This window comes from Paenibacillus sp. OK003 (assembly GCF_900109515.1).
Classification (GTDB): Bacteria; Bacillota; Bacilli; order Paenibacillales; family Paenibacillaceae; genus Paenibacillus; species Paenibacillus marchantiae.
In genome coordinates this window covers 174,698-199,233 of record NZ_FOBD01000010.1, presented here as the reverse complement: position 1 = coordinate 199,233, position 24,536 = coordinate 174,698, and the positions used below count along the sequence as shown (strand labels likewise).

Here is a 24,536-nt window from a genome sequence, read left to right as displayed (position 1 = left end):
TTACGGTACATACAATTATGGTTTATACTTTGGCTTGATTTTCTTTGATCAACAATTGTTTGCGAATGAAGCTTTCGTTACGTTCAAAGCGTCGATAAAATAACATCGGAATAATGCCTAACGCAAATACAATTGCGGGCAGCCAGATAAATACAAACTGGATACCTGCTAGCGACTGCGCACTCTGTGCTACATTAGGTACATAGCCAAAAGCCGACATAAATTGTGTAGGGATGAATCCACCTAATCCCGAGCCAGCTTTGATACAAAAAGCACTACCGATTGCTGTCAATATTCCACTTCCACGCAGACCTGATTTCCATTCTCCGTAATCAACGGTGTCTGACAACATCGCAAACGGCATCGAACAAGCGATTCCTGATCCAAGACATGCGATAATCCAGCCTACAATCAAGATGCCAATATGATCTCCTGCAAAAAAGAGCACGACCTGTCCACACGCCGCCAGTACAAAACCTAAAATCATCGTTGAATATTTATTGGTGAACTTCACAATAAACGGAATAAGAATCATGCCTAACACTTGAATAACCGAAATCCCGTTGATTAATGGCACCAGATTTTTTTGACCTATATTATATTCAAAATAATAAACCAGCGTGGATGTACGTATCGTTAATGCGATCCAGAAGATTAAATTAGATGTAACAAGAATAATCCAGGGCCAGTTGCCTTTGATCGCTTTGAAGCTTGATTTTAAAGGAATGGTTTTCATTTTCTCCGTATTGATTTCTTTTAAATCAACAAAAGCAATCAAAAACATAATGATCGAAACGATACCGAATAAACAAACGGTCCAAAAAAATCCTTTTTGATCATTGCCTGCACCTAAAAAGGCGACCAACGGTAAAGTGAACGTAACGGCTGCAAAGTTACCAATGTTGCCACCAACCATACGAAATGAATTAAGCACAACTCGTTCGTCAGGATCTCTGCTCAGATTCGGTAAAATAGAAGTAATGGGTGTAGAAATACCCGTATAAGCAATACCCGCCAGAATATAAGTTACACTGGCATATACGATTTTCCATGTTCCGTCTAAATCGGGCGTTGTAAATGTCAATACGGTAAATACGGCAAAAGGAAAACACAGCCATAAAAAGTAAGGTCGACTTTGGCCATATTTAGATCGAGTACGATCAACGATAATTCCCCAGAGTGGAGCATCGACCGCATCGATTAATCTGGTAATCAGTAATAATGCCCCTGCTACTCCAACAGACAAACCAAATACATCTGTATAAAAATAAAGCAGATAAGCACCTATAATGCTGTATAACAAGTTTCCTCCTGTATCTGTGAGCGCGTAACTTATTCTGCGATGAAAAGGTACTTTATCGGACAGAAGAGTTGACTGAGGCTCTGGCAAAGATTGGGGCATTGTTTTCATAAGATAACCTCCAGATTCAAATCAAATATGAGTGCAGCTGCGTTTTCCTCATCTCATAGTAAGCGCTTACGGTATGAAGATAAACTTATGATTTCGTAGGAATGGTGTCCTTTTCCGACTAATTAAAATGTTTACAAAATCCGTTGTATCCGTTTACAATTGTGCTATACTACCTTTCTAACAATACATATTTATATTTCACTTTCTTATTGTGTACAAATCCGACTTTTCATGTCCAAAACTGACATTTCGATAAGGAGTGATTAGCTGTGCTGATGAAATCGATATCCAAAATAAATATTGAGCGACCTCTTGCTTATTTTAAATGCGGACAATTTGTAAGCGATGAAGGCTGGAAACACAAAAATATGAAACTTGAAAAAGATTATGAGCTGATTATTGGCTTGAAGGAATCCATATATCTTCAGGTTGGTGATACCCAGTATGAAATTAAGCACGGTGATGTACTGTTAATTAAGCCTGATGTTGAGTATTTTGGATATGCTGCTTCTAAAGCTGGAGCCAGTTTTTTTTGGTTGCATTTTTTCCCCCGACATACGATCAAAACCGTATCTGGAGACGAGTTTATGAATGGTTTGTTTGGTAACGTTATTACAGAGCAAAAGAATGAAATTAATCATTATGTATGCTTGCCCGACTTCTTTTCACTTCCTTATCTGGATAAATCTATTATTTTGATTAAGCAGATTCTGGATACGTCTAACACGTCGTATTACAGCACGTATGCTGTAGATTACCTAGTCACGGAGCTGATGATTGAGCTTACGGATAAATATTTGCAACCTCTTATTCATAATGAACTTCTCCATAAAGAGTATAATCACAAATTCATGCAAATCCTGGAATGGATTCGAGTTAATATTTATCATGATCTTACGGTGCAAAAAGTAGCTGATACCTTTTGTTTTAACGCGGATCATCTCACTCGCTTATTCAAGAAAAATCTAGGGATGAGTACGATTCGATATATCAATACACTGAAGTTAAATTTAGTTAAAGAGCTGTTGTGTACAACGAATTCCTCGATCAAAGAAATCGCCTATCAATTACATTTTCGGGATGAGAAATATTTGATGAAGCTATTTAAAAATTATGTAGGTATGACGCCTACTCAGTTCCGTGATACGTATACCAATACCTATATCAATACGGTTACAGTAGACCCCGATATCCCTATTCCAAAACATCTGCTAGAAGAGTAATTACAATAAAAGATAACAATCTTATTAGATAAGAACCTCAATAGATAATAAACCTTGTTAGCCAATATTCATCATCGAATATCCTAACAAGGTTTTTTATCTGTTATATCGGACTATTTTATTTCAATATAATCCAGTTCTGCATACCCCATATTACCCTTGCTGAACACAATCGTATTATCTCCAGCCTGCAACGTTACAGGAACCGTTACTATTTTGCGTGTACCTGTATTCGGTAAATTAGCGATCCATCCCCCAGTCGTTGGATACGTAATAACTGTTGATGATTGATTATTTACCAATACATTATGAGTGGAGTTGCTTGTTGTGCCATTACCATAGCCTACCTCCATGTTATATGAGCCTGCTTCTGGAGCATATACGGAGAACGTGACCGAACTGTCTGGATGGTCTATATTTCCAACAAAAAGGCGGTTTGAAGCGAATGAACTGCCCACTACATTGGCGTTGTTTATTATAGCCTCTTCTGCTTCAACTCTAACTTTAAAATCACCTACAGACTGCAATTGAATATAATCCAACTCGGCATACCCTGCTGTTCCTTTATTGAATGCTAAAATATTGCTACCTGCTTTTAAAGAAACGCTGGTCTGAATGGTATCACTATTTCCTTGTGACAACCAGCCATTCGTTGTTGGATATTGAATCGTTGTCGGATTCTGACCGTTAACTGTAAGTTGCTGTGTAGATGAAGTTGTACCCCCATTCGCATAGCCAATAGTTAAATAGTAATCCCCTTCAGCCGGAGCATCCACTGTAAATTGAACAAGACTGTCGTCATAATCGATTTGGCCTACATATCCCCCATTAGAAGCGCTTACATTACTGAACAGATTTGCGGACTGAATAGTCGCATGTTCGGCTTCATACCGGCTAATGGTTGACTGCTCTGCTGGTGTAATCACCAGTCGGTAACCGTAGGATTCTCTAAGCTTGCTTACAGGTACAGAAATTTGTCCATTCGCGATTGTAAAACTGCCTTCAAATTCACTTGTTGCTTGTTCTACTGCTGTATCAACTCCATACCAAGGTGTACTTTCTAATTTTACATAAGCATTATCGGAAAAATAGGAGAGCGCTTCAAATCCTTTGACAACGATATTGTGATTGCCATTCCCACCACCAAATACAACATTCACTTCTTGCTTGGAGTCATCTACACTAGCAATACCATCCAGATCCAAAGCAGTTGCATTAGCTGGTGTGGTCATCGCCATTTGACCAGACATATCACCATACCATTTGTACAACCACCATGCCCCATTAGGTGATCCCGTATCTGTGACCAGATTGCTTAACCGACCTGGACGGAACCAAAATGCTATATTCGCTGTATCTACATCCGAACGCTCAAATTCAGCAATATATCGCATCATATTTCCTGGAACGGCCTGCTCATCAACAACACCATATTCATTAATACTGATCGGTAAATGAGCAATGCCCAGTTCAGTTTCCATAGCACGGTAAGCTTCCATATGGTTAGAAATATATTGCGGTGCTGGACCATTGATATAATTACCTTCTGGTGCCCCTAATTCATGCCAAGATATAATATCAGGTAACACATTATTATCTCTGGCATACGTCAAAAAGTTTCTAAGCCAGCTTTCATTATAATGGGTGATACTGGGACCTATTATTTTGGTGTGTTTATCTTTTGCTTTAATCCGTAAATAGGTTTTTTTCCAACCTTCATTGAATAATCCCGCCGCTTGGGTGTTCCATGTTCCATCTGGTTCATTCCATAACTCATAACCGTAAATGTTCTGGGCTCCTGAATTCAATCTTGCATCAACAATACGATCCACTTTTTCAAGCCAATCCTCCCAGCTCACCCACTGGTATGGAAAATTAGGATAAATATCTGGCATGCGTATCGTTACTGTTGCGCCATTACGTTCTGCTATCGGCGCTACTTCTAGTGCATCCCCAATGGGTGTTGTTTCTCCGTTCGGCAATTGCCCTCCATTGGGAGCCATTTGCGTAAACATTTTCGGCTTGGTTGGACCGATCAGATGATCTGCCGGTCTGCCTTCTTCTGCTAATCCATATAATGAACCCGAAGCAACATGCGTTACAGGTCTATATTGGGTGGCCAAATCCACTGTAAATGGCGCAGGCACTGCAGCCGAAACAGGAGCAGATGCAGCTGGAAAAGAAGTAAGTAATAGGGCTGCACTTAATAAAACCGCCATTTTTTTCACTCGTCATCACCTTTTCTTGTTGTATTGGTTAGCATGGATAACTACACACATTAAGAAAGCGCTATCAAGAAAAACGGTGGCCACCGTACACACATCCAAATCAAAGTTATAACTTATGTTATAAGGTTATTCGTTTTGCATTTATCCGTAAACTTAAAAAATCGTAGGAATAGTGCATATTACCGACTTATTGAAGTCGCTTGTAATTTATGTATAGTTTAAGGCTATAAACTTCTGTAAGCATTTACCGTCACATTTTTTTATTAAAAATAAGGGGTGTCCCATAAGTCATGTGTATGACTCGGAACCCCCCTTATTAGCGATATTTGCATTATGACTCACCCTTGATTATTCGTGCTCACAGGAGGTTCTGTATAATACGGACAGCCTGGTTCATGAATAATACGGGGATCAACCCATGTTCCCCAATATGGAAGGCGATTCACATAAGGCTGCACGTTGGAATAGTTGTTCGAGTTAGGCATGTTGGTGCTCGGGGAAACTTGAGTTACACAGTCCACTGGCGGCCCAACGATTACTGTTTTTTGAATGGGAGCAAGCGTTTCCTTCACCTTGTTCTCATCCAGACAATACGTATGAGCCAGAACACTCGCTGGTGTCAGACGCAAAATGTCCGATCCAAATATCGCTTCAGGAATCGGGGCATCGAAGATAGCCAGCAGATGGGTCTGATCTACTGTTGCAATTTCATAGTGCCACCAGCCTTGCGGAACATTCGCTACTTGACCCGGTGTGATCGTAAAATTCAACAACTCTTTGGTAAACGGGTTAATAAGGGAGACGACCGCTGAACCACTGATGCAATACACCAGCTCGGATGCATTCTGATGAATATGAGGATCAACCACATTGCCCGTGCTAAGAAAAATGTCCAGCAAGGATACGTTGCCCAATGTGTTTAATTGCTGAATGGAGAGAACATTAATATAGTTATTCCCGTCTTTTTGGAAGAAAGAATTCTGGTTCACGTCAGCTGTAAATTGGGTGCTAGGTAAGGTGAAGTCCATATAAGAGGTTGCCAAAATAAAACGCCTGCCCTTCGCTCTCGGTTTAGGTGATAACCTATACGCCAGCATATGCTCTGGGCTTCTACGCGTGAGCCCATTTCTGAGGAAGATACACTTACAGAACCAACCCTGACACAGGAAGCCTGGTCAGGATTGGTTTGTTGTTGTTATTCATCATCTTTTTTCCCAAAAATCTCTTCCGAACTGATGCCTACTCATGTACAGGACAAGTCCACATGCTGCAACCAAGTCATCCGTGACACAAATTCAGGAGTCTCTCCAATTAAGCTGTTCGTCACACCCAGATAACGCAGCTTCTCCAGCTTCTCCAGCTCAGGAGGAAGCTCGCGTATGCCAGAATAGCTAATGTTTAAACTCACTAATTCAGTCAGTTCTCCGATTTCCTCAGGAAGGGAATCAAAACAGAGCTTTGACTTGGGCTTCGGTCTCCACCCTGGCACCACATGATACGAACTTCCACAATAAATGGTGAGCCTTTGTAACTGCTTTAGTTGGCTGATCCCCTTTGGAATGCCTTCCAGATCCGCCGTCATAATCTCCAGTTCTTCCAGCGTTTTCAGTTCAAACAAAGCCGGAGGAAGCCTGAATATACCCTGCTCAAAAATCTCAAGTTTCTTCACATGTGTCAATTCCCGAATTCGTTCAGGAATCTCAGTCAGATGATAGGAGCTGATCTGCAGAACATCCGTCTGATGTCTGATCGAATCGTCCAGATAACGTTCAAATTCACGATGCCTTTCCAGCTTAAAAAACAAGCCAGGTATCCGCTCCATCAGCTCAATTGCTTCTTCTTGCGTAATCTTCATTCCGTAAATATCCTCATGTACCACGGAGAAGAAATAATCACTTCCATCCTCGTTCAAAAAACAAAGATCATCCGGCAGTGATGGATACAACCAGTCATGAAAACGATTTGCTTCTTCCTTAAGTATCCGCCCTGATTCCGGTGTGCAGCGATATATGTAATAAATCCCCTCTGAATACATGGCACCACTTTGCATCATCATTTCTTCCATCGTACAGCTTTCAATAAGGTATGGCTTCAGTCTCTCCAATACTCTTGAAACCCCTGGTACTTGGTCGTCATCGTATCTTCCTCTGTCAACCAACAAAAAACGATCTGTTTTTTCAATCAACTCGTCAATTAACTTCTCATAGGCAGTGCCTCTTGGATCGGTGTGAAAAGCTACAGCTACCACATCATATCCCCCTTCACTCGTACCACGTTCTATTAACCCCTCTGTGTCACTCCATTGCATCCCAGCATAGGCTACTATCATCAATTAAACACTGGAGGCATGCATCATGGCATACGGACCTGGTTCAGTTCCTATCCCGCCAACTGCGGGTTATCCTTACCCTTATTATCCACCGCCGCCCTATCCCTACCCCTACCCTTATCCATACCCCTATCCACCCATCGTTCCGTTCCCGCTGCCTATTCCCATCGGACCGATCGGTGGCCCAGGTTGGCATGGCGGATACCCGGGAGGTCCACACGGTCCATTCCCTGGAGGCGGCTATCCGGGTGGACCACATGGCGGAGGACCCGGGGGGCCTGGTGGACCTGGCGGAGGTTTCCACGGGCATCGTTTATTTTAATGGTACCAAGAGCAATTCAGGAGCTGCTACCGGCAGCTCCTGTCCTTGTTCAACTTTCTTTTTAAACACCTAATGATGGCTTTTTCTAAAGAACGGCTTTCTGCCTGTTCAATACTCAATCTCATCCATGATTTTCAGATTACGGTTGGACATTTCCAGCAGGTCTATAAACGTCTCAGACACATAATAAACAAAGTCCGGATCATGCACATACATAATCACTTGCCCGTAGGTTCCTTTCTCTGTCGGATCAAAATCAAGCATCAAATACAGGGAGCCTCCCGCCATCGTTGCAAAAGGAATCCACGCTTTATGGAATAAGTAAGGTTTAATCTCCGGGTCCAGTTTGCTGATCTCTTCCGCAGAATAATACTCGTCCAACTTCTCATCCACTTCACAGAAGTATTGTTTGGTTTCCCGAATTTCCTTCAATGACATCAGATAAAACGGATTACATTCCTCTTCCTCCGCATCACCCGGATACAAAATATGAAATGCATAACCACTGCCATCCTTACGCTTATAGAAAGCACGAAAATCCTCCGGCAACCGAACGCCATACTCCGTTTCCAATGCGGTTAGACTGTGCTCAGAAGCACCCTCACGATGCTGGTATTCGTCGTATAACTGTCGAATTTCATCATCATGGATTTTTTCGTTCAAAAGCTCATTCAGCGCATCGAACGCTTCATTCCATTTTGCATTAGCCTCAGATGTCATGACGCATCCCTCCTTATTTCAAATCTTCTCTTCAATCTCCATCTTCAATCATTGGTGTCACCAACGTAAAGGTTCTTCTCCACGCCATAACACGTAGCGCTCAATTTCACGGAGGGTGCCTGTGCCTATACCATACTCATCCATCTGATCAGAGTTAAGATCAAGAATATGCAGCATGCCCCCGAACGTCCCCACTGCAAGCTTGGACTGGTCAGGCGAGCTCGCCAAGGAATAGATGGTGCTGCCTACAAAATGTCTCCACACTTCCTGCCCATCACCATTCACACAATGTAAATATCCGTATGCGTCACCAAGCACCATACCTGCATCCAATTCTACTGCAGCGTAAACACGGGCATTCTCATCCATTACAGGCCAATCTTCCTTACTCTCATTACCATCGATCGTTTCCAGCTGAACTTGTATTGTAGCACCGTTATAAAAGTGACATGCATTAAACCATACCTTCAAGCTGTCTGCGGTGAATACCGCATAATGAGGATAGCTGGATTCAGGATAGAGCGAATACGTCTTATTCTGTTCGCGATCCAGGACCATATGGTTGCTCACCTGGCTGCCGTAGGCAATCCAGCGACCGTCACGTGAGACTGCTGCATGACCCATATCAATCTGTGTATCTTCCAACTCGTATTCTTCGATCTCTGCAGGATCCGGGTGCAGCAAGGATACCTGGTCTTGCTCTACCAGATAGATTCCATAGTTGGAGAAAATAAGAACGGATTTCCCATCATTGAATGGAATGAGTCCTTCAAGTGTGCGTTCCGGATGCTCACAGTCAGCAAGGGATTCGATTCGTGGCAAAGCCTTCTGAATACTGGATTGCATATCTTCCCAACGATACACCGCAAGCTCTTGTCCTTCCAGACGGCGATCTGGTTGTCTGATGATACGAATACCTTCTGATCCGGCCAGCGCATAATCTCCACCATTTGGCGAACAACCTGCGAAGGTATATTGAGAGAAAGGCAACCATCCATCTTGATCAGCCGTATATACACAGCCATTCTCCGCGAAGGTGCCGGTTGAGAATACAATTGTTTCTGCGTTCAGATAACCTACCACCCGAACGGCCTGCATGGAAGATTGAAAACGTTCGTTCATTGGCCAGGTTGCAGCAGGCAGTTCAAGTCGAAGCCGTTCCAAATCCCCTTGAAGATTAGCTTGCTTCACCATTGTCCAGACTTCAGTACTAATCGAGGCTCTGCCATCCGCCTCCAGCTCTGATTCGTTCACTTGCACTCCTGCCATGCCTCTGCGTACAAATGCATTGACATCTTTTGCGTATCGTTTGCCTTCACTTCGCCACGTTTCTGCAATATTTTCGTTCAACCAACTCAACTGTTATTCCTCCACTCCGCCTCTATTAATGACTGTACAATGATGTGCCAGCAAAAATTGTTCCAGATCGTGATCCCTTGCACCTTCCGTCCCGTGCATCTCTTCATAGAAAAGCGCAATCTCCCTGCCGTTCGCATAATTAAAACGTAAATATCCACCCATGGAGACCATAAAAAGTTTACATGTGTACTCATTTTCCATCACTGCATCCCATTTGAATCTGCTCTTACACAAATCAGCCAGTTCTTTCATGGAGCCTTCACGCTCAACGTTAACCAAATGGTAGAACGTGTGGTTTCGCAGCTCGTTCCACGGTTCATAATACGCCGGAGTCAGCGGTTTATCATGATGGTAATATCCGCAATAGATCCGGTCCAGTGTCTCTCCAAAGTCAACTTCTGAGCACGTCCACAAGATAATATGCTCATCATGACGCGGGAACCATAACAATCCCTTCACCTCGGGATGAATCGCCAGGAAATCCCCATCCACCGAACTGCCGATACTGATGCATTCCTGAAGCTGATCCTGAGTAACCGGTGTATCCTCCGTGTGCATCCAAAAATCATATTCAGCAAAAGGTTTCAGTACCTCCTGATCCGGCCGCTGCACATTCATCCAGCCCGTATACGTGCCTTCCCCGTATTGTTCCAGCCATTGGCGATATGACGCAGGTAACGAGATGGAGTGCTGTTCTTCAAAATGATCCAGTTCCTTAGCCGGTATGGGCTTCAACGCACGAGTTACTATATACATTCACGACATCTCCCTACAATCTTTTCGTTCCATTCCCGACAGTCATTCAACCGGTCAGCAATTCAACTAGGCTAAGCCAGTTCTTCCTGCACAATTTCGGTTATTACGCCTTTGCGGTTTACAATGCTAATGGCAAATGCATCATAGCCGTCACGTTTCACCTGCTCAAAATCCCTGCGCTCTCCCGTAATTAATTCGTAGGTTCCGTCTTCATCCACATCTTCCCCGAACTCACCATCCCACGGCACATTGTAGAAGGCAGATAGCTGTACTTCAAATATGTCTTCCCCTTCGACGTCCAGGTAGGGCCGTAGCGGCCTGTTATTCAGATCTTCCTCCGGATATGTCTCACACAGCATGGCATCATAACCGTATTTGGCTGAATCGATGAGTAGGTAACGTTCCCCAGTTACGGTATGCTCTGCATATACAATGAGCGGTGTCGAATCATGCCAGGTTATCAGATCATCTTCGGTTAAGTCACCATAATAAAAAATATGGAACTTGTCATGTCCGTCGCTCGTCTGCAACTTGCCTTTCCATTCGACTTCATGAGTCTGAACATCCGAAATCTCCCGAACCAAACCTTCCAAATATGTAGGTCCTTTATGTACACCCAATAAATTCATAATCTCGCCCCCGCTTTATTCAGTCGAATGAGAGTACCTTCTCTTTTGGAAATACACCGCATTTCATTACCCATATGGCGTATGGCCTAATCCAAACCATCAACATTTCCCAGCTATACTATCTCAAATTATATGAAACTCTGTTGCTGATCACAAGAAACCTACAAGAACGCAATTCGATGTGATACGATATAGAAGTAAAAATAAACTCCTGGGATCGTGATAAGGATATGGTTAAATCAGTCGAACATACCTCCTAAAATGAAGAATTCAATATTATTTTTAGGAGGTTATAATGAATGATTTTCAATCGGATTGACGTAGAGAACTGGAGCAGAAAGCCCTATTTCGAGCATTATATTAACAACCTTAGATGCACCTATAGTATGACGGCTAATATTGAGATTACCCGCTTGCTTGCTGAACTTAAGAACAAGGGAATTAATGCTTGCGAAACCAAACGAACCAGCAAATACCTTCCCCATTTCTAGTATTCCGTGGGTCAGCTTCTCCAGCTTCAATCTGAACGTCTATAACGAAGGAACCTATTTACTACCCATTTTTACAATAGGAAAATATGTTCAGTCTGACAGAAAGATACTGCTGCCACTATCGATCCAATTTCACCATGCCGTTTGCGACGGCTACCATGCTGGTATGCTGTACAATGAGTTACAATCACTCGCAGATCAGTATACGAAATGGCTGTGAATCGATTCATTAGTTAATAAAAGATCAATCAAACAGCGTCAGCCCAGGACATCACTTTCTTGTCCCTGGCTGACGCTGTTTTAATTCTCCAATATTGCATCCACAAAACCGCTAACTCTATCTAAACCATCATTTTGCGTAGTGAAGATATATATCTTGAACGAATAACGAAGAAATAGAAGGTCTGTGCCAGCAGAAACGCGCCAAACACGGTTAACACAGGCACCGAATATTCCGTGATACCGAATTCCTTCAGGAACGGTTTTACCACAACGAGGGTTTCAATGATCGAGATCAGAATCGGGAAGAAAAAGAGAATCGCAATCTGGATCGTCGATGATCGCTTCATCTCTTGAAAGCTAAGCCCCATTTTCGAGAGAGAATGTACCACTTTCCCATCCGCTTCAAGATCCGTATGCAGTCTGAAATACAGAAAGCTGGCTGAGGAGATTGAGAAGATAAGTCCTATGAATACCCCCAAAAAGGTAAAGAGTGCCGTTGTCTGTCTGAAATCTTCGAAGTCGGCATATCGCGTCGTGAAAAAGCCGGAAAAGTCTTTATTATTAGAGCTATTTCTAATGATCTTATCCATGCCCGCCAGCCGATCACTAACCATCGCTTCGGATGATTGCCGATCAGGCACCGATCCCCCCCATGAAGGGATATGATAAAGATATTTACCGGAAACAGCATCTTTGTCCAATTGTCCGGCAAGCGCCTTAAACTCTTCATCACTTACAATAACTAGGGCTGAGGTATACATAAGTCCGTTGAATTCCGGTTCAATTTCAGTGTATTTAATATTGAGTGTAACCGGCCCTGAATTCATATCCAGCGTTAACTCATCCCCCTTGGCATAGGCACGAAATCTTTCCTGATTTCGAGGGTTCTCCACATCACGGGAATCAATGAATATACCGGTATGGGATGTGAGCGTATAGGTCGGTTTGTTCTGGATTGTGTTGAACTGGTTAAAATCACTTAGAGACATCACACTGATGCTACTGTCATCCGTACTCGTCCTAAAATATTCCAGATAAACCTCCTGATATTGAAGACCGGCAGCATCAAGAACCTCATTGACGGGTGCCATGTTGGGCTCTTCCGATGCACTGTACACGTTATAACGAATTGGGAAAGGATTGTCTCTAAATACTTGGCGATTCTGTTGATCCAGCGACAAAATGAAAACTGCACTCATGGAAGCAATCGCAATAACCACTGTCACCATAAACAGCATACGTGCGTTATCTTTTATTTTGTAACTCATCTCCGAAATCCACAGCAAGCGTGTACCGTGCCATACCCGTTTGCGATTACGCTTCAACAGACGAATGGCCAGCACGGAAAGCTGCGAGTAGAAAAAATACGTACCTGCAATGCCTGTCACAGCAGCGATCAGAATGCTCTCACTCGATAAACTGCCATATAGCGCAATGAATCCCGTAACCAGAAACGCAAGACCCAGAATAGAGAATACCCATGAAGCTTTAGGTTCCTTTTTGGGTTTGCTTGTGCCCGTTAACAGCTCCAATGCCCGCTTATTTCCGATAAAGACCAGTGTGAACAGGGAAATGCAAAAGAATAGTACTAAAAAAGCAATCACCGTAATCAACATGGCCTTTACAGGGAAATAAAAAGGCAGATCTTCCATACCGATAAATCGGGTGGTTAACATCAGGAACAGCTTGGATAATAACATGCCTCCACCTATTCCAGCCACAATGGACAGACATCCGATAAACATATTTTCCAGAATGACCAGTCTTCGAATCTGTCCCGGTTCCGCGCCCAAGATGGTTAGAATACCGAATTCCTTGTTCCGTGATTTCAGAAATGCACTAATGGAATACATAACAAAGAAGATCGCGAAAACATATACGATGACGGAGGCAACCTGCATTCCCGCTGCCGTGGTTTTGCCAATCGGCAATTTCTCAACAAACGGATGATAGATAAACATCGCATACGCGAAGAATATCATGACCATGAATGCACTGCTTAGGAAAAAGGCGATGTACGCCCGCCCGTTTCGGCGAATGTTGTTAAAGGCGAACTGAGGAAAGCTCATGCGAATTCCCTCCCCAGAAGGATAATGTATCAATAATCCGTTGAAAGAATGTCTGACGATTATCGCCACGTTGCACTTCGGCTGCGAGCTTGCCATCCTTGATAAACACAATCCGATGACAATAACTTGCGGCAAGTGGATCATGTGTGACCAGCATAATGGTTGTTTTCTCTTGCTGGTTGATCTGTTCAAGCGATTCCATTACCGCTTGAGATGACGTGGAGTCCAGCGCACCAGTCGGTTCATCGGCCAGTACAATGGATGGCATATTAATCATAGCTCTTGCAATGGCTGTTCGCTGCCGCTGTCCGCCCGAGATTTCATAGACGCGTTTATCCAGAATGTGATCAATTCCAAGCTGAGTGGTAATCCGATCGAGTCTGCTCTCCATCTCCTTCAGCTTGACCTTGTCCAGCGTCAAGGGGAGTACTATATTTTCAGCAACGGTCAAGGTATCGAGCAGATTAAAATCCTGAAATACAAATCCGAGTTCCCGACGTCGGAACATGGCGAGTTCTTTCTTTTTCATATCAAACGGATTCATGCCATTAATCAGCACCTTGCCTGAACTTGGCTCATCAATGGTCGAGACCATATTAAGCAACGTCGTTTTCCCACTGCCCGATGGTCCCATAATCCCTACAAATTCACCCTGCTTGATGGTCAGATGAATATCACTAAGGGCTTGAGTCTGCACTTTGCCCTGATACACTTTATTTAGTGCCGAAACTTGCAACATTTCCATAGGTGTTTCCCCTCCAACTAAACTATGCTTTGTTTTCATATCCTTATCCTAAACGACCTCCTGCAACCCTGCTATCGATTTACCTTAAACTTTCCTTACACAGCGTTTAAGGTTATGTTCCCCTTCTCCTACATCCATAAAAAAAGCACCTTGCCCATGAGCAAAGCGCCTCTATCTTCGATTCATCCAGCTAAATTGGACCAATGTTCCTTCATCGGGTTTGGAGAACAATTCTATCTGGTTACCCAAACGTGTACTGATCTCACGGACCAGATATAGTCCCATGCCTGTAGATTCATGATACTGTCTTCCCCGCTCTCCGGTGAAGTAAGGATGAAACACACGTTGAATATCTTCAGCCGATATGCCGATACCCTGATCCTGAATATCTAATACGATTCGTTCTTCCTTCATATAAGCGGTAATGGTGACTTTTTTACCTGCTTGGCTATCTGAGTAATTAACGGCATTCGTCAAAATCTGGGTAAACATGAACCGCAGCCATTTGGAGTCACTGTAGACTCGAAGGTCGTTGTCCATTCGAATATCCGGCGTAATTCCTCTGCGAATAAACAAACGTCGATTCTCAGCTACGCTGCTTCGAACCACCTCGGGTAGAGATAGAAGCTCTACGCGAAAATCCCCTTCGAACTGTTCCAGGCGTGAAGAATGAAGTACCATTTCCAAGCCTTTGCGCATTTTATCCAGCTCATCCTGTATGCTGCCTGCAGTTTTATCATCATCCACATCTTCCAGGGTCAACTGAATGATGGACAGTGGGGTCTTCATCTGATGGACCCAACGATTCATGAGCACAACCTGCTGCTCATTATGACTGCGCAATTGACCCATCTCATCCTGACGGTTACGCTCCAGTTCACGCATTAATTCCTGTAGTGAATCCGCCAAAGGGGCACTGCCCAGCGATTGGAAAGGCTCCTGTATCAGCCGTTGTGGCTGCTGGAGTACACGGTAATACGGATGGAGCTGGAAATAACGCACGGTCAGATACACGATCAATACCACTGTACTCAGAAACATGCCATAAAGAACAATCCTCATGGGGCGTTCCTCACCTGAGAGCCAATATACACATGGGACAAGCAGCATTTGCAGCAAATAAAATCCGATGAGGGGCAGCTGATCTCTTAAGAACAGTTTCATTGTCGGTCCTCTTGGACAGGTGACTCCAAATCAAGCAATCGGTAGCCCGCTCCGCGAACGGTTTCCAAAACTTCTTCAGCCCCCAGATCCTTCAGCTTGCGGCGAACACGTGTAATGTACACATTCAATGTATTATCATCAATAAAATGCTGATCTTCCCACATCAGTTCGAGCAAACGTTCCCGGCCAACTACCCGGCCTGCCTTGGCCATCAGTGCTTCGACCAATACGGATTCCTTCTGTGTCAGCTCCACGGAACGACCATCGTACTCCAGTACATATCTCTCGGGGTACAGTAACATGGGGCCATTTTCCACTTTCATTTCTGGTTGTACAGCTGCATACATCCCGTATGCTCTACGCAGGTGACTACGAACTTTAGCAAGAACAACCTCGTATTGAAAAGGCTTCGTAATATAATCATCCGCCCCATGTTCCAGCGCCATAACCTGATCCATGCCACTGTCACGAGCCGAAATAAATAGAATGGGACATATGGAATGCGAACGGATCTGTCTACACCAGTAGTAGCCATCAAATTGAGGCAGATTCACATCCATCAATACTAAATCCGGGCCGATCTGCACGAATTCATCTAGTACATGACGGAAATCTGCTACAATCTGCACTTGAAAACCATTTCGGATCAGATATGCCGCCAGCAATCCTGCGAGCTTCGCATCATCTTCAACCAATAATATGGATTGCATCGTCAACCCTCTTTCCGTTCCCTGACATATCTTCTACATCTAGTTTACCATTCTAGCCGGAAACGGTTTGGAAATAAAGGTCAGACTACGAGCCGTCCACGCTTCTCCGCTAAACCTATGGTGGCTTCTACCCCGGAATTAAATTCGAGAAAGTCCTGTTCTACCCCGTCACTGAAAATAACGCCATCCTCCGGCATCTGGGAGACAATCTGTAATGGCTGTTTCGGATGAATCTGTCCAAACACCAGATTGGCTGCAGTCGTCCGGCTGGGGAAGGGTTCACGTACTGTAAAATACAGATAAGGCGCATCCCAACCGAAATGATTCATGCCGCTCATGCTCCCCTGTGCAGATGCTGTCGCAGCGACATATGCTTCTGAATAACCTTTCCCTCTAGAGTTCGAGGTTGAATGAGAGCTTTTGCTGTCTCTAGCGGAGATGAACGCTTCACCCGCTTGGATATGCTGCCACGCTTCCGAGCCCACGACTCCAGCAGCACCTGCCAGCACACTTTTGAACCAGCCCGTCGATCCCATTCCCGTGGATACAATTACTCCGCTGGAGGATTGTTGCTCTACCGATGAACCCATGCGAACTTCATAGCGAGCAGATACATGCGTCTTGCGGCCAATGAACAGATCGTTGACGCCATAGAGATACTGCCCATCATTCAGCTCCACTTTGGCCAGAGTCACTTCTTTCAGGGAGCGGCGTTTACGAATAACATCAGGAATTATGAAGCTCAGATCCTCTACCGTAAATGGCAGCAATACCCCATCCCAACGCATGGGGTCAGGATTAACACCAATGAGCGGCTGCTCGGTTACATACTTGAGCGTATTGGCAACAAGACCGTCCTGTCCGATTACTACCACAATGTCCTGTGCTCCAAAAATAAAATTGGGTACATGTTCCCGATCAATGGTCTGAACCCGGCCCAGTTGGCTGAGCTGCTGCTGGGCTTGCTGCACGGAGTGATGATAACGTCTGTCCTCCTCCAGGTAATCACTGAAGTCTGCTCCCAACCGTTCAATATAGAACTGGGCTTGTTGGACCGTATTATAGCGAACCACCAATTCTTCCAGCCTCGTTCTGCGTTTGACCAGAATCAACTTGTATTCGGTCATCGGTTCTCCTCCAGTAATGTGTGCGGCTACAGTCTGGCTTGCCTTCCCAAGTCTCATCGTGCCCGACCTCCTTGCTGCTCTCTTGTCGGTGGATTCATCAATCCTTGCAGCAGATCCGGCGAAATGTTAAGCTGTCCAATTTTCCCGGCATTCTCAGCCAGCTCCTGGAATGCAAGGGCAATCAGTTTATCCGAGTTCATCCCCATGTTCGCCATCGCCTGTAGCACGCTAGGCTCCACCTGTTGTAACGAGTTCATCACGGCAGCAATTTCATAGGCTTTGGCATCAGCTTCGGCATTCTGATTGGCAATCGTCAGTTCAATGAGCTGTTGCTTCCGTTCCTCCATCGCCGTATTGAATTGGAGCTGTTCCTGTTCCATCTCATTTTGTTTCTGTTTCACCGAACGCTCGGCATGTAATTGCGTTTCTCGAATCTGCTGTTTCTTCGTCTCTACGGCAATTTCCGTGTTCAGTTCGTTCTCCTTCACTTTCCGCTCCTGTTCAATGGATGCATTGCGACGTACATACAGCGCTTCGTCGGCCTCGCGTAAAATTTCTTCCCGCGCTTGTGCTTCCAGTGCACGCATCGTCTCTTTATTGGGCAAAATGGCCAGAATGGACAGACTCATCAACTCTACGCCCAATTTCTCCAGTTCCTCACTCTGCACCACTTCCCGTTTAATGCTGCTGACCAGCCGTTCGCTCGATTGAATGGCTTCCTTCAGGGGCATTTGCTCCAGATGTTTTTTGGTCAGCACTTTGGCGGTCGTAATCACACGTTGATCCAACTTGCCAGGATCATCGGAGATATATCTGTTTTTGCGCAAATTGTACGTGTAGTTCAAGCTTTGGGTGATTTTCATATAATCAACGATACGATAGCTCAGTTGACCCTGAACCGTAACGGTTTGATAATCGGCTGTTATTTCTTCGAACATAAAGGGCACATCCACCGAAGATACAGGCAGAACCACCACCGATGTCGTCGGCTCATAATAATAAAAGGATAACCCTACACCTTGACGCTGTACCTGCCCATTCTTCACTTTCATTACATACTCACTGGGTTGAAACTTCACGAATCGGAATCCAAACATCGCTCATTCCCCATTTCTTAATATTGTCGTTTTGATATTATCGAAATGATAACAAACGAATTTGATATTGTCAATATGACATTAACATTTTTTTGCTTTCGACATCAAAAAAAGACCTACCTTAGGCTGAAGCCCTAAAGCAGGTCCATTTCTATAATTATAGTCAGTAATGACAACTCATTATGGGTTTTGGTTATTCGAGGCGCTAATCTCACATTAGGAGTCATCTCGTTGTTAATCAACGTTCATCATTTATTCGTTTTGTTCAGCGCTCTTCAAGATCAGATCAACAAACAAATCAATCTGGGCTGTAATGGCGATCGGATCGTATCGATAGAATGTGTCAAAATCATTCTCGAAGAATCGGTGATTCTTCACCGCATCCAGACCATTCCATACTTTAGACTGTTTGAATTCCTTCAGCGCTTCGCCTTTTTTCTCAGGATCATACACCGTCATGAACATGTAATCCGTAGCGTATTCAGGCAGTACTTCGAGCGATAACTGTACAGTCTGATTGTCTTTGCTTACCTTGCTCGGCATTTTCAGCTTCAAAGCATTGTATACAACTTGTCCTCCCCGGCCTGCGTTGTCGCCAAAAATCCACAGATCTCCTTTGTCCGTTAACTCGTATAATCCAACGGTCGTATTTTCGTCCACGATGCCTTTCAGCTTCTCGCGTCCGTCTGCCGCCTTTTTCTCGTAATCGGCCATGAACGCCTTCGCCTTCTCCGGTTGACCAATCAAATCACCAAACAGCTCAACTGTCTTATAGATATCTGTGGCTGTACCATATGGGATATGCACAGTTGGTGCAATTTTGGAAAGTTCCTCGTAGTTATCATCATACATTACAACGATTAAGTCAGGCTGTAATTCCAGCGTCTTCTCCACGTTAACTGGATAACCAACGTCTGTGGTGTCTTTCAGCTTGTCCTTAATAAACGGATTATCAAAGGCACTTGGCTCCACACCAATCAGATTACCGCCTACAGACAGAATTTCGCCCCCGTAGTAATCGGTCACGATGCGTTTCGGATGTGCAGGAATGGTAACCGTCCCTTTATCCGTCTCATATTCACGTGTTTCACTTTCCGCTGATTCATTCTGAGCTGTATCGGTTCCAGTGGATTCCTGATTCTCACTCGTCTGTCCTGAGCCGCTCCCCGTTTCATCCGTTGTCTTTCCTGCATTTCCGCAGCCCGCAAGAACTAGCGTAAACACAATGAATAACGTGCAGATGGAAAGAATCGATTTGGATTTAAACATAAACATGATGCCCCCTATAATTCAACACTTTTTGTGATAATGGTTATCATTATCATTGGAATCATAGCAGAATTGGTTACTACCTGTCTACCATTTAAAATCCATAAACATAGGGATCGAGCCAGAAAGACCCGATCCCTATATCATATATACACTTAGAATTTATAAATCTGCTCCATCATTCTGGCTACAGCGACCGCCCCCTGTGCACGGTTGGCATGCTGTTTTGGCGCAAACGTGCCATCGTTCATTCCTTTAAGCAGGCCTTGCTCCTGCATCGCTGCAACCGCTTGTTTTGCATATTCAGCGATATCTGCGTTGTCATTAAATGCGGTGCTGTTAGTTGTTGATTCAACGGCTGCACTGGTGTTCTGCTTCATGATCTGTATTGCACGGTTTAACATCACCGCCATGTCCTCGCGGGTAATACGTTCATTGGCTGCAAACGATCCGTCTGCTCGGCCTTGCACGATTCCCATCTCCAGACCTAGACGTACGGAATCTGAATACCACTGATCATTCTTCACATCCATTGAAGCTGAAGTGGATGTATCCGGCAAACGTGATTCGCCAATACCCTTCATGATCATTTGCAGAAATTGTGCTCGTGTCAGCTCTGCTTGCGGACTGAATTGGGTATCTGTCATACCTGAAATGATTCCTTTGCCATACAGATTCTGAACCTCTTTCATGGCCCAGGAGTAGGATTGCAAGTCATTCAACGGCACCTGCACTTCAGTAATCACGAAACGGCCTGATTGAAGCGGCTTGAAAGCCAGACTTTGGGTCATTTCATCATATTGAGTAAAGATAACTGGTTTCATTTCACCGTTTGGCAAAAGGGATTGGATGACCAGCACAACGTCTTCTGCATTTGAATGTTGTACATTCGACATCGCTATTTCAATGGATCTGTCAGTCCACTGTAACGGCTGTCCGTTCAACAACAGATCCACACTGACCACGTTGCGGTTACGGACGGCTTTCTTTTGCGCTTCAGACAGAATCGCTGTGGAGTCTTCGGCCAGAATGACATCCAGTGTATCTCCGTCTTCACTGCGAGCGCCCTTAAATAAACTTAACGGGATGCGGACAGATGTCTGTTTTATAATCAGCTCCAGCGACTGTAAAGCCTGAGTACGTGCCCATTCCTGAAGTTGATTTGCATTGAGCTGAAAGGTCGTAGCCTTTGTATCCTTAGGAACATCTGCAATCAAGGTTAACTTTTTGCTCCCTGCTCCCATTCCATCAATCGTTTGAGACAACTGCTTCATATCAGGTTGAATCACATAGGTGCCCGCTCCGGTACTTTTCCCTTTGAATGTAATGGAACCACTTTCTCCCGGATTACCAGATTCAACAGGCGGCGTAACAGGAGGATTGCCGGAATTCTGCGATGATCCAGGGGTGGAAGGCTGCGCAGGTTGACCGGGCTGTGACGGCTGACCCGGGGTCGACGCTTGCCTTACAAGCTGACTAACAGCCTCTTTCAACGCGTTATCCGCAGCACTGATTTCCTGTGCACTGGCTTCTGCATCATCCATAAGCACACGAGCAAATGACAGTGCCTGTGTAAACCCATTCCAGCTTGCAACCGTGTAATCACTTTGATGCAGCTTCGCAGCGGAATTCACGGTAGTCTCCAACGCAGATTTGTCCGCCGGGAACATACCATAAGCTTCAAAATCCATAAAGCCTACCCACTTAGAACCAGCGGTAATGGTAAGACGAATATAACGCGCCTCCGTGCCTGCGGGCAGGATATGCCTTGGACTGGTGGATACAACCACATCACTTGTTGTATCCACGACTTTGACAAAGTTCTTGTTATCGTTGGATACTTCGATCTTGTATTTGATGCCACCACTCCACATGGACATTTCCAACTTGCGGATCACAGCAGTTGCTCCCAGGTCCACTTGCCACCAGCTGCCGACACTTTGATCTGTTCCCCATGAAGTATTGGGATTGCTGTCGATTGCACCCCCAGGCGAGTTGGCTTCTCCGCCACCCGTACCGGCACTGCTTGATGCGGTAGCTGTTTTACTTGTTGTTAGTGCCTCCAGCAAAACAAGGTTGTTATTGGCTTTTTGAAGTGTTGTCAGAGCCCCCTGCACTTCGGATTGAATGGCATCCTGCTTGTCTCTGACCGTGATTGCCGATAACAATGCCGCTTTCAGGTTTGCCCAGCTTCGCTGTGTATATGACGATTCGGTCAGCTGCTGGGTTTCACCGATGAACTGTGTCAGCTCGGTTTTGTCTACATTAGACAGACCCTGAATGGCTGCTTCCACTTGTTTTGCAGCCGTATTCACTTCGGTCTGGGTGGCTCTTGAATCTGCCATGATCTGTTCTGCACGAGTAAGAGCCTTGGTCAGAACAGCCCAGGTTGCAGCTGACCAGTCTGCTTGCTTGTATGTTTTGGCTTCGGTAATGATTGCCCCCAGAGTGCTCCGCTCCGCAGGTATAACATCAAGCTGCTGCATAACCTCATGAAGAGCCGCAGTCGCATCGTCCGTATCCTGTTGTGTCACACCAGATGTATAAGCCAAATTGTACGTATGCTCGGCTGCTGCAATGGCTGGAGCGAGTGTGATCCAGCTTTCAGGTGTAAAATCACTGGATTCCAGCGCCTTTGCACGTGTAATCGCTGCCGACAGCTCTTTCCGATCTGCGGGGAGAATGTCCAGGCCTCGTTTGTACACATCCAGCGATGGCAGGGCACGCCCTTCATACGAGTAACCCCCATTCGCCGGATATTCATCATAATCGAACATGGCGTGATTCTCCCAAGCGTCTCCCTCGGAAGCAATCCAGCCTACATTGGCCGCAATCCATGCCGGTTCCCAATAGAAGAACCCCGCTCCCTTCTGATTTGGAACTTGTGAGATCATGTCCATAATGCCTGCAATCGCATCATATTGTCCCTGTACGGTTGCCGGGAAGGTCGCCCCTCCGACATTCAGCGTTTCCGGATTGCCAATAATATTGCCGTGAGCGTCCCCGTTTTTATACGAGAATGGATAGGACGTCTCAGCAATAATGACTTCTTTACCATATTTCGCAGATACTTCATTCATCGTTTTGCGCACATCTGCGAATGTTCCGTGCCAAAATGGATAATAGGACAGGCCGATAATATCATACTTCAGACCCTTCTCCTCCAATTCGCCGAAATACCAGTCAAAGGTATCCGCTTTTCCTCCTTCAGCCAGATGGATCATGATTTGAACTTCTTTTCCACCAGGGACATCGCGAACGCCGTCCACTCCACTCTTAAGCAATGCTACGTTCTCATCAAAATTGACTTCACTCTTCAACCCGTTTAATACACCGCTGTTGATTTCATTACCAATCTGAACCATGTCGGGCATCGCCCCCGCATCCTTCATCTCGCTTACCACTTCACGCGTGTAATCATAGACAGCCTTCTTAAGGTCTTCGAACGAGAGGTTTTCCCAGGCCTTGGGACGAAGCTGTTGACCCGGGTGAGCCCATTCATCGGAATAATGGAAGTCGAGCAGGACCTTCATGCCCTTGGCCTTTACCCGCTGGGCCAGACGAATCACATCTTCTTTGTCGTTGTACCCATTGGATTTCTGTGGATCATTCCACAGACGAAGCCGCACATAGTTCACGCCACGGTCTTTGAGAATATCGAGCAGATCGCGTTTTGCACCATTGCTGTCCAGATAATAACCTCCATTATCCTCAATGGCAGTTAACGTGGAAATATCCACCCCTCTGACAAAATCACTGCGATATCCTTCTACCGTAACGGTAGCTACAGGTTGAACGGGAGCTCCATATACATCACCTGTAACGGTAAAGCTGCCTGCTGATGCATATTTTGAAGGATTAATTTCCTCCCATTCAACCGGGACAACACCCGATTTCCCGTTCTTGTAATGTGCCGTAACTTTTTCTGGCAGAACAGGAGCAGTACGACTTACAGTAGACACGTTGACTTGATCATAATGCTCGATGTCTGCCGGGTTCCGCACCTCTTCCTCCCCCCAGATTTGAAGCTCAGAAATGCCAGGCCACCAGTCGGTACCCGCATAATAAGGAATCGTGACCTTCACATATTGAACCGCATCTGCTTCGAAATCCAGATTGACCTGTGATTCCGCTTTATCATTGGCAGAGTGATCTGCCACAGGTGTCCATGTATTTCCGTCCTCAGAAACTTCAACCAAAAACTTCACAACCTCATTTGCATCCTTCCACGTTAGTTCCACACCGGAAAGGTTGTATGAAGCTCCCAAGTTTACCGTCAGCCAATGCGGATGATCTACTGAAGTAGGACTGCTCGCACTCCATTTTGTATCTCCTTTACCATCCACCGCTTTTTCTTTATAGCCCTCCCATTTTAGATCCTCTGAGCTGACCGTAACCGCCTTATTCAGCGCAACGTTTACTTTTGCTGCCGCCGCTGCAGGTCGAACTACCAGACCCAAATCACAGAACAACATCAGTAATACGAGACAGCCGCTTATGTATCTTTTGTGCACGCTTAATCTCCCCCTTATCGTGTTTGGTTCAACTTGAACAATGAATGTTGTAAATCATTATTATTGTAAGCGCTTTACAATAATCGAGGACACGGTATTATGCCAAGGAAACAGCAGTTATTTTAACACATCGAATGGTAATTCCTTGCTC

Annotated in this window: 18 protein-coding genes and 1 pseudogene; 3 read left to right on the top strand and 16 right to left on the bottom strand. The window is 44.9% G+C overall.

Annotation, left to right across the window (positions count from 1 at the left end; genetic code table 11):
• Nucleotides 1-22: 22 nt before the first annotated feature.
• Nucleotides 23-1,411 carry a glycoside-pentoside-hexuronide (GPH):cation symporter gene (locus BMW94_RS17715; RefSeq protein ID WP_254790274.1) on the bottom strand — a complete coding sequence of 463 codons (1,389 nt, stop codon included), beginning with the start codon at nt 1,409-1,411 and terminating at the stop codon, nt 23-25.
• Nucleotides 1,412-1,686: 275 nt separating this feature from the next.
• Between BMW94_RS17715 and BMW94_RS17710 the strand changes: the two genes are divergently transcribed.
• Nucleotides 1,687-2,634, top strand: coding sequence for an AraC family transcriptional regulator (locus tag BMW94_RS17710; protein WP_254790278.1), 948 nt, complete (start codon nt 1,687-1,689; stop codon nt 2,632-2,634).
• 113 nt (nt 2,635-2,747) lie between these two features.
• On the opposite strand, the gene BMW94_RS17705 is transcribed toward BMW94_RS17710, so the two are convergent.
• From BMW94_RS17705 to BMW94_RS17695, 3 genes are all read right to left on the bottom strand, one after another.
• Nucleotides 2,748-4,853, bottom strand: a complete 2,106-nt coding sequence (locus BMW94_RS17705; protein WP_254790277.1) for a CBM35 domain-containing protein — start codon at nt 4,851-4,853, stop codon at nt 2,748-2,750.
• Nucleotides 4,854-5,200: 347 nt separating this feature from the next.
• A complete protein-coding gene (locus BMW94_RS17700; RefSeq protein WP_091000334.1) occupies nt 5,201-5,905 on the bottom strand; it encodes a cupin domain-containing protein in 705 nt (234 codons plus the stop codon).
• Nucleotides 5,906-6,105: 200 nt separating this feature from the next.
• Nucleotides 6,106-7,110 (bottom strand): leucine-rich repeat domain-containing protein, encoded by a 1,005-nt coding sequence (locus BMW94_RS17695; RefSeq protein ID WP_091000333.1) that lies wholly within the window; start codon nt 7,108-7,110, stop codon nt 6,106-6,108.
• A gap of 106 nt (nt 7,111-7,216) precedes the next feature.
• Between BMW94_RS17695 and BMW94_RS17690 the strand changes: the two genes are divergently transcribed.
• Nucleotides 7,217-7,513, top strand: a complete 297-nt coding sequence (locus tag BMW94_RS17690) for a hypothetical protein (protein ID WP_091000332.1) — start codon at nt 7,217-7,219, stop codon at nt 7,511-7,513.
• A 108-nt stretch (nt 7,514-7,621) separates the two neighbouring features.
• On the opposite strand, the gene BMW94_RS17685 is transcribed toward BMW94_RS17690, so the two are convergent.
• The 4 genes from BMW94_RS17685 to BMW94_RS17670 form a co-directional block, all read right to left on the bottom strand.
• The gene (locus BMW94_RS17685) at nt 7,622-8,233 is read right to left on the bottom strand and encodes an SMI1/KNR4 family protein (RefSeq protein ID WP_091000331.1); all 612 of its coding nucleotides are present in this window, start codon (nt 8,231-8,233) and stop codon (nt 7,622-7,624) included.
• Between the two features lie 57 nt (nt 8,234-8,290).
• Nucleotides 8,291-9,592: a hypothetical protein gene (locus BMW94_RS17680; RefSeq protein ID WP_091000330.1), complete on the bottom strand. Its 1,302-nt coding sequence runs from the start codon at nt 9,590-9,592 to the stop codon at nt 8,291-8,293.
• Nucleotides 9,593-9,595: 3 nt separating this feature from the next.
• Nucleotides 9,596-10,348: an SMI1/KNR4 family protein gene (locus BMW94_RS17675; RefSeq protein ID WP_091000329.1), complete on the bottom strand. Its 753-nt coding sequence runs from the start codon at nt 10,346-10,348 to the stop codon at nt 9,596-9,598.
• A 71-nt stretch (nt 10,349-10,419) separates the two neighbouring features.
• Nucleotides 10,420-10,977: a hypothetical protein gene (locus BMW94_RS17670; protein ID WP_091000328.1), complete on the bottom strand. Its 558-nt coding sequence runs from the start codon at nt 10,975-10,977 to the stop codon at nt 10,420-10,422.
• A gap of 299 nt (nt 10,978-11,276) precedes the next feature.
• On the opposite strand from BMW94_RS17670, the pseudogene BMW94_RS17665 reads away from it, so the two are divergent.
• Nucleotides 11,277-11,688 (top strand): annotated as a pseudogene (locus tag BMW94_RS17665) (CatA-like O-acetyltransferase).
• A 121-nt stretch (nt 11,689-11,809) separates the two neighbouring features.
• On the opposite strand, the gene BMW94_RS17660 reads toward BMW94_RS17665, so the two are convergent.
• The 8 genes from BMW94_RS17660 to BMW94_RS17625 form a co-directional block, all read right to left on the bottom strand.
• On the bottom strand, nt 11,810-13,759 hold the full coding sequence (locus tag BMW94_RS17660; protein WP_091000327.1) for an FtsX-like permease family protein: 1,950 nt from the start codon (nt 13,757-13,759) through the stop codon (nt 11,810-11,812).
• On the bottom strand, nt 13,734-14,504 hold the full coding sequence (locus BMW94_RS17655; protein ID WP_091000326.1) for an ABC transporter ATP-binding protein: 771 nt from the start codon (nt 14,502-14,504) through the stop codon (nt 13,734-13,736). The genes BMW94_RS17660 and BMW94_RS17655 overlap by 26 nt, the downstream gene beginning before the upstream one ends.
• Nucleotides 14,505-14,675: 171 nt before the next feature.
• Nucleotides 14,676-15,668 carry a sensor histidine kinase gene (locus BMW94_RS17650; RefSeq protein ID WP_091000325.1) on the bottom strand — a complete coding sequence of 331 codons (993 nt, stop codon included), beginning with the start codon at nt 15,666-15,668 and terminating at the stop codon, nt 14,676-14,678.
• The gene (locus BMW94_RS17645; RefSeq protein ID WP_091000324.1) at nt 15,665-16,378 is read right to left on the bottom strand and encodes a response regulator transcription factor; all 714 of its coding nucleotides are present in this window, start codon (nt 16,376-16,378) and stop codon (nt 15,665-15,667) included. The genes BMW94_RS17650 and BMW94_RS17645 overlap by 4 nt, the downstream gene beginning before the upstream one ends.
• Nucleotides 16,379-16,458: 80 nt before the next feature.
• On the bottom strand, nt 16,459-17,562 hold the full coding sequence (locus BMW94_RS17640) for a diacylglycerol kinase catalytic domain-containing protein (RefSeq protein WP_254790273.1): 1,104 nt from the start codon (nt 17,560-17,562) through the stop codon (nt 16,459-16,461).
• Nucleotides 17,559-18,602 (bottom strand): SPFH domain-containing protein, encoded by a 1,044-nt coding sequence (locus tag BMW94_RS17635; RefSeq protein WP_091000323.1) that lies wholly within the window; start codon nt 18,600-18,602, stop codon nt 17,559-17,561. The genes BMW94_RS17640 and BMW94_RS17635 overlap by 4 nt, the downstream gene beginning before the upstream one ends.
• Nucleotides 18,603-18,854: 252 nt before the next feature.
• Nucleotides 18,855-19,871, bottom strand: a complete 1,017-nt coding sequence (locus BMW94_RS17630) for an iron-hydroxamate ABC transporter substrate-binding protein (RefSeq protein ID WP_091000322.1) — start codon at nt 19,869-19,871, stop codon at nt 18,855-18,857.
• A gap of 155 nt (nt 19,872-20,026) precedes the next feature.
• Nucleotides 20,027-24,385, bottom strand: coding sequence for a glycosyl hydrolase 53 family protein (locus BMW94_RS17625; RefSeq protein WP_091000321.1), 4,359 nt, complete (start codon nt 24,383-24,385; stop codon nt 20,027-20,029).
• Between the last annotated feature and the right edge of the window lie 151 nt (nt 24,386-24,536).